This window comes from Edaphobacter aggregans DSM 19364, assembly GCF_000745965.1.
Classification (GTDB): domain Bacteria; phylum Acidobacteriota; class Terriglobia; order Terriglobales; family Acidobacteriaceae; genus Edaphobacter; species Edaphobacter aggregans.
The window spans coordinates 1-6,290 of the sequence record NZ_JQKI01000221.1 but is presented as its reverse complement, the minus strand read 5'-3'; the positions used below and the strand labels follow the sequence as shown (position 1 = coordinate 6,290).

At 56.5% G+C, this 6,290-nt stretch carries 8 protein-coding genes; 5 read left to right on the top strand and 3 right to left on the bottom strand.

What is annotated here, in order from left to right; all coding sequences use genetic code 11:
- Window positions 1-431 (top strand): tetratricopeptide repeat protein (locus Q363_RS42435; protein WP_035358055.1); only part of this gene is annotated, 431 nt, incomplete at its 5' end.
- Here the strand turns inward: Q363_RS42435 and Q363_RS29960 are convergent.
- Entirely contained in the window at window positions 417-719 is a 303-nt protein-coding gene (locus Q363_RS29960; protein ID WP_035358054.1) for a Y-family DNA polymerase, read from the bottom strand. The genes Q363_RS42435 and Q363_RS29960 overlap by 15 nt on opposite strands.
- A 360-nt stretch (window positions 720-1,079) precedes the next feature.
- Between Q363_RS29960 and Q363_RS29950 the strand changes: the two genes are divergently transcribed.
- Window positions 1,080-1,748 carry a DUF1326 domain-containing protein gene (locus Q363_RS29950; RefSeq protein WP_035358052.1) on the top strand — a complete coding sequence of 223 codons (669 nt, stop codon included), beginning with the start codon at window positions 1,080-1,082 and terminating at the stop codon, window positions 1,746-1,748.
- A gap of 78 nt (window positions 1,749-1,826) precedes the next feature.
- The gene (locus Q363_RS29945) at window positions 1,827-2,669 is read left to right on the top strand and encodes a DUF2182 domain-containing protein (protein WP_035358051.1); all 843 of its coding nucleotides are present in this window, start codon (window positions 1,827-1,829) and stop codon (window positions 2,667-2,669) included.
- 140 nt (window positions 2,670-2,809) lie between these two features.
- Here Q363_RS29945 and Q363_RS29940 read toward each other — a convergent pair whose 3' ends face one another.
- Window positions 2,810-3,400 carry a GNAT family N-acetyltransferase gene (locus tag Q363_RS29940; RefSeq protein ID WP_051979542.1) on the bottom strand — a complete coding sequence of 197 codons (591 nt, stop codon included), beginning with the start codon at window positions 3,398-3,400 and terminating at the stop codon, window positions 2,810-2,812.
- 768 nt (window positions 3,401-4,168) lie between these two features.
- On the opposite strand from Q363_RS29940, the gene Q363_RS29935 reads away from it, so the two are divergent.
- Window positions 4,169-5,074: a LysR substrate-binding domain-containing protein gene (locus Q363_RS29935; protein WP_035358050.1), complete on the top strand. Its 906-nt coding sequence runs from the start codon at window positions 4,169-4,171 to the stop codon at window positions 5,072-5,074.
- 68 nt (window positions 5,075-5,142) lie between these two features.
- Entirely contained in the window at window positions 5,143-5,640 is a 498-nt protein-coding gene (locus Q363_RS29930) for a lipocalin-like domain-containing protein (RefSeq protein WP_035358049.1), read from the top strand.
- A gap of 215 nt (window positions 5,641-5,855) precedes the next feature.
- On the opposite strand, the gene Q363_RS29925 is transcribed toward Q363_RS29930, so the two are convergent.
- Window positions 5,856-6,197, bottom strand: a complete 342-nt coding sequence (locus Q363_RS29925; protein ID WP_035358048.1) for a hypothetical protein — start codon at window positions 6,195-6,197, stop codon at window positions 5,856-5,858.
- Between the last annotated feature and the right edge of the window lie 93 nt (window positions 6,198-6,290).

Here is a 6,290-nt window from a genome sequence, read left to right as displayed (position 1 = left end):
GCTCCATCAACCGAGAGCGGGGAGAATGGAGCGCTGCGATCTCGGATTACAAGCAAGCAGTCACGATTTCAGAAAACACCGACAACTATCGCGGGGTAACGGACGCAGGAGGTTTGCTTGCTCAAGCCTACGAGCACACCGGCGACCTTCCCGCGGCTTTGGGCGCGATCGATACCGCCATTGCAGCGAATACCCACATTGCCGACGAGCTTTATCTAGTTCCACGCAATCTCGCGATCAAGGCTGAGATCACCGAGAAGATGGGACACGCCCAGGAAGCAGACGGTCTTTATCGCAAGAGTATCGCTCTGGTCGAAGCATTACAGACGCTAGAGAAAGTGCGTGGCCGTATCGAAACAGAGGCCCTTGAACGACGAACAGACCATTGGGCTTCTTCCAATCGGATGCGATCTTCGCTAGGAATTTGTTAGGTGCATGCCAGCGGAAGCCGTGAGGTTCAGCTCCTCGCGTATCTGCTCACGAATCATCTTTGCGACGCGCGTCGCTGTCGGAAGCTGCATCTTGTTCTCGGTCACGTTCAGATAGGCTTCATCGAGAGACAGCGGTTCGATCAGATCGGTATGCCGCTGAAAGATTTCACGCACAGCGGCCGAAGCAGCTTTGTAGCGCACGAAATCAGGCGGAATGAAGATTGCTTCCGGGCACAGTCGCTCGGCACGCACCGCGGGCACGACATCGAGCGGTTCCTCGCTAAACACCAGTCTCTTGGACGGGGCCGTGACTCAGCGATGGGCTGACAGGAGCACATGCAGGATGGCCTAACCCCGCCGGCTGAAGCTGACCCCGCCCACGCGTTCTTTATGGAAACAACAGATAGAATCTTCCAAAGTCATCGACGCCTCATCGACAGTGGGAGGCGGGGCAGCTTAGCCGCATTCGTTTTCGGCATGAGGCGGAGCAGTACAATTAGTTTAGGGCTGGCGGAGCATCATGAAATACAAGGTCTTGCTTCAAAAGTGTAGCCGCGTCTGTTCCTGCGCTGCCGGGCTGTTGGTCTCAAGTCGCGACCGAAGAATAGGTACTTGAGTTAGCTAACAGATTAGGGAAGGATTGGCGAGATGGCTAATCAATGGCTATTCAAAAGCGAAACTTACGATAACTGCAATTGCGCTGTGAATTGTGGTTGCCAGTTCAACTTACCAAGCACCCATGGCTATTGTCAGTCGGCCTTCGTCGGTAACATCGTTGAAGGCCATTTCAAGGATACGCCGCTCGCGGGGCTGAATTGGGCGGCGCTGTACAAGTGGCCTGGCGAAATCAAGGAGGGAAACGGCAAACGCCAGATCGTTATCGACGGACGTGCGGATGAAGCTCAACGGGTCGCACTTGAAACAATAATCTCAGGTGGGGCGTGCGAACCACTGAGTAATTTATTCTCCGTATTCGCGTCCACATGTTCGGAATTTTGCGAGACATTGTTCCTGCCGATCCGTCTTGAAGCGAACTTGGAACTCAGAACCGCAAAGGTTGATATACCGGGCATCATGAGGAGCACCGGCAGACCGATAATCAACGAGTTTAACGGCCAACCGTTCCACATTGCGCTGGCACGTCCTAGTGGCAGTTTCGAGTTTACCTACGCAGAAATCGGATTAGGTACGACCTGGGTGACGGGTGATATGGAGATGGCGTTCGAAGATTCGTGGGCCCACTTTTGTGTTCACCACTTCAATCAGGATGGGCTTGTCCACGAAAGATCAAGGCTCACAGCATGGCTTGGCGCGTGACCTCCGAAGGGACCGGTTTCGACGTGGCGGAGACAACACATACCCCGAATTCGGGGAACATGATCTGGTGAAAAGAGGATGACGGTGTCCGTTGACGCCAGGCTTGAGGCAGTGGTCACGCGCGATCGCCTGATCGTCGTTACCGCGCTTACCGCGGTTATCGCTCTGTCGTGGGCATATCTGGTGACCGGCGCCGGCATGGGCATGTCGGCGTTCGAGATGACCCGCATGTCGCAGCTCGGGATGGCAGGGGGCATGTCCGAAGGGGGCATGGCCTGCATGGCGATGATGACGCCCGTGGTCTGGACGCTCGGCTATGCAGTTCTGATGTTCTTCATGTGGTGGGTCATGATGGTGGCGATGATGCTGCCCAGCGCGGCGCCGATGATCCTTTTATTCGCGACGGTCAATCGCAAGCAGCGCGAAACCGGCCATCCCCATGTCGCGACGAGCATATTCGCCGTCGGCTATCTCGCCGCTTGGGCCGGCTTCAGCCTGATCGCGGTGATCCTGCAGTGGGGGTTCGCGCAGACCGGCATCCTTTCACCGATGCTCGTCGGGACCAACGTGATCTTTGGCGGCGTCCTGCTGCTCGCCGCGGGCATCTACCAACTCACCCCGATTAAGCATGCCTGTCTTCGCCACTGCCGATCGCCGCTTGCATTCCTTAGCACCCATTGGCGGCGGGGCGCCCGTGGCGCGCTACGCATGGGCCTTGTGCACGGAGCTTTCTGCGTCGGCTGCTGCTGGTGCCTGATGGGACTCCTATTTTTCGGCGGGGTGATGAACCTCTACTGGATCGCGGGCCTCGCCCTGTTCGTTCTGTTCGAAAAGACGGTCCCCGCCGGCCACTGGATCGGCTACGCGACGGGTGTCGCTTTGCTCGTCTGGGGTGCCGGTATTCTGGCGCTCGCGTTCTGAGAAGGGAATGAAGGCTCTACCTACTTGCAGTCCCGACAGGACGATCGCCAGACCTAGGATCGCTTGCTCAGGAACTCGTTTACTCGTGCAATCGACCAGCAGAAAAATCTCTGCTTTGCTCGCCATATCGCATACTGGCGTCACTTGTCACAACTGGACGCGTCGCAGGTCATTTTAATTTCGACATCCCCAGTTTTCTCGACCACGCCTTGGCGGCCTGTCGCGCGAAAACCGGCGCGTTCGTAGCACTGTCTGGCACAACCGTTGCTCTCGACGACGTTGAGACGGACCTGCGTCGCGCCGACTTCAGCGGCCCAGGTCTTCACCGACGACACCAACGCATGCGCTGCGCCTCTGCCCCGGAGATCCGGGTGCACCCACATAGCCATCAAATGAACTACCGAGAAGTCATGTGGATCACGGCTGCCGGCCACGAGCCCACGCGGTTCGCCACCTGCTTCAAGAAGGAACGTCACACCGGGAGCCAGCCACCGCCGCCAATCCTCCGTCGTCCTGGCCAACTCCCGCTCATAGGTCGAACTAAAGGCCCTCGGCGAATCGGTGAGCGCCTGAAGCCGCAATGCCCTCAACACCGGTTCGTCCCCGATCACTGCACGCCTGACCTCAAAACGCATATCGCTCTCGGTTATACAGACTTTCTGGCCAGGTTTGTACGCATTAATATGCGCGGTGGTTGCCCCTTGCAGGCCTGTTGCGGCGTTCACTGTCATGTAGTGGTTCCAGGTGTTATCGCCGTGATTCGTCGTGTTGCCGCCAGTTTGTATAAAAATGTTGGAATTTCCAACCCTTCGCTTCGCAGACTGCTCACGGAATGCGACACTCGTTCGGTGCTGCCTCGCTCCATAGAAAGGGATCTGGATCAGGTTCTGTTCAACACTGCCGCTCTTGCCTCGGCCCCGGCAAGATGCGGTTCACAGAGCGCTCACATTCGAGGAACTTTTGGATGTCCTTGATCAGACCCACGGTTTGTGACGTGGTATCAGTGTGTGTGTCTTCAGGTCCGGGTCGAGCCATCCACTCACATACAGCGTGTCTCCGGCCCATACTGCCGCCGAAATTGGAAGGTCGGAATTCGAGGGGTTTTGACTAGCCGGCAGCGGAATTCGTTTTGTTTTCTGCGCCGAAGCTGTCAGGGGACCTATCAGCGCGAGTGCCAAAAGGGGAAGATGCTTGATCGTCATGCGGTTACGCTAGCCTTAGAACAGCCACTTCACAAGTTGATTGTTCTCAATGCATTGTTGAGTAGGATTTATGCTTTCCTGCCGCGGCCGGCAGATAGGTTGATGACGCCATTTGCGCGCACTTCTGGAGGATCTTCCCTCTACGCCAGAGAGTAGGGCTACTCGTCTTCGGTCGAAGTCGCTTCCGCATCGCATACATCTTCCAGGTTCCAGTAGCAAGTCTTCCAATACACCTCACCAATGCCGCAGCAAGCGTTGACCGGCTCCCCGCCGTAGCTGGTGTAACCTCAACGCAGGATGCTTCTACGTAATCTCGATCTCGACACCCTGCGGACTCTCGTCACCACGCATGATGTTGGTGGTTTCGCGCAGGCGGCAGACCGTCTTGGACGCACACCATCTGCCATCAGCCTGCAGATGAAGCGTCTTCAAGAGGAGCTGGGAACACCGCTGTTTCGCAAGCACGGCCGGGCGCTCAAGTTGACAGAGGCCGGACAGACAGCGCTCGGATACGCTCGCCGTATGCTTGCGCTCAATGATGATTTCCTGCAAACCATGCAGGGAGTGACATTGGCCGGCTCCGTTCGGATCGGCGCTCCGCAGGATTTCGCGTCTGTGCTGCCTGACGCACTGCGGCAGTTCACGGCGCTCTATCCGCGAACGCAGGTAGAGCTGCGTATCGAGGGCAACGGAGCGCTTATCGAAGCCCTGGATAAAGGGCAGCTTGACATCACACTGACAGTCGGTTTTGCAGACCGGAAGGACGCGCTGCTCTTGGGCGAACTCCCCGTGCTCTGGATTGCCAGCCGAACCTTCCGCATGCAGGATGCTTCACTGCCGCTTGCTGTCTTAGGCCCTCAATGTGCCTTCCGCAAGGCTGCGATGGAACAACTCGAAACCGCTGGCATTCCGTACCGTATCGCCGCCACCAGCCCGAGCCTGGACGGTCTATGGGCAGCGCTTCAAGGGGGACTAGGCATCACCGCACGTACCGCGATGCAATTGCCGTCGCCTCTCATGGCGAATAAGTCGCTGCATCGCCTCCCCGTTCTCCCCAGTTTTCCCGTTGCGCTGCACCGTGGCCAAAACGTTACCGCTACACCTGCGGTTGACGCTCTGCATTCTTTGCTTGGCATGGCGACACAAGGCGTTCTTGCCGGACTTACCTATCCGCAACACTCGCGCATCCTGCGAAAAGCATAAGCGCCGCTCACTTCACCGGTAAAAACAATCAAATTGTGCAGCGTCCATGGGATTGGTACGGTGCACTCATGACTGCTCGCATTCTTTCGCTCATCGCTACCGTGGCTTTGGCTGTCCCCTCTATGCATGCTCAAGTGGGTACCACGAATCCGTTTGTCGGTAATTGGAAACTTATCGCTGCGGATAAGCTCCTCCCAGACGGCACTCGCGTCCCCGACTATGGAGCTGAGCCACACGGTATGGCCATCTTTACTGCCGACGGCCATTTCATGATTGACGTATTTCGGGATGTGCGCACAAAATTCGTCAGCAAAGACCGGGAAAAGGGCACCTTCGAGGAGTACAAAGAAGCGCAAGTGAGCTCGAGTTGCATCTTCGGCACCTATTCCGTCGACACCGCCGCCGGCAAGGTCACCATCCATATCGACCGCGGCACCTATCCGAACAACGACGACACGACACAGGTCCGCGACTACGAACTCAAGGGCGACACTTTAAGCTGGCGCGTCATCCCTCGTCCCGACGGCTCCATCCCCATTACCGTGGTGCGCCGCATCGCTCAGTAGAAGAGGGTTGGCCGTGATTCGTTAACAATCCGCCACATCTCGGTCTAAGCTGCTGATTCGAAAGTAAAATTGATCGTTGGATCAAGTGGTGTAACACGCCGTTTGAGATCGAGCAGATAGTCTCCGAGCCGGTTGATATGCTCCCGCCGGTAAGGCGACAGTACCCTGAGCACATCGGCATCAACCGGATGCCCATTTTCCTGCAGTTCCCTGGGTCACTTTTTGCATATAAAGTACAACCTCTCTGACGCGAATGAAGGGCGATTGCGGTCTGTATCGATGACCTTGACTTTGCGAAATTTTACTTTTAACGCGTTAACAATATCGTCCTTCGGAAATGACGCTTCCTGAATATTCTCTTCATGCAGCAAGTATCGACTGCCCTTGGTATTTTCAAACACCCTGATGTTCCAATTTGAAGCATGGTTAGGCGCGTCACCAACTTTTATGATCACAAGATTATTCCCGAACGGGTGCACCCAGGCAGGTCCGGCAATATGCTGATCCAATTTCTTCTGCGTATTGACATCTAAGATGAAAACGCCTCCATCCGACATGGTTCTCTGGTTACGCGCTGGAGGCTGCTTTGACACCCATGGAACCCGAGACCGGTGCGGACCAGGTCAGCGCACGGTGTGCGGCGATGAGGG

Bases quoted from the DNA above. Each gene is read 5' to 3' on its own strand.
- Q363_RS29940 (WP_051979542.1), bottom strand. From the start codon at position 3,400: ATGACAGTGAACGCCGCAACAGGCCTGCAAGGGGCAACCACCGCGCAT.
- Q363_RS29925 (WP_035358048.1), bottom strand. From the start codon at position 6,197: ATGTCGGATGGAGGCGTTTTCATCTTAGATGTCAATACGCAGAAGAAA.
- Q363_RS29935 (WP_035358050.1), top strand. From the start codon at position 4,169: ATGCTTCTACGTAATCTCGATCTCGACACCCTGCGGACTCTCGTCACC.
- Q363_RS29945 (WP_035358051.1), top strand. From the start codon at position 1,827: ATGACGGTGTCCGTTGACGCCAGGCTTGAGGCAGTGGTCACGCGCGAT.
- Q363_RS29930 (WP_035358049.1), top strand. From the start codon at position 5,143: ATGACTGCTCGCATTCTTTCGCTCATCGCTACCGTGGCTTTGGCTGTC.
- Q363_RS29950 (WP_035358052.1), top strand. From the start codon at position 1,080: ATGGCTAATCAATGGCTATTCAAAAGCGAAACTTACGATAACTGCAAT.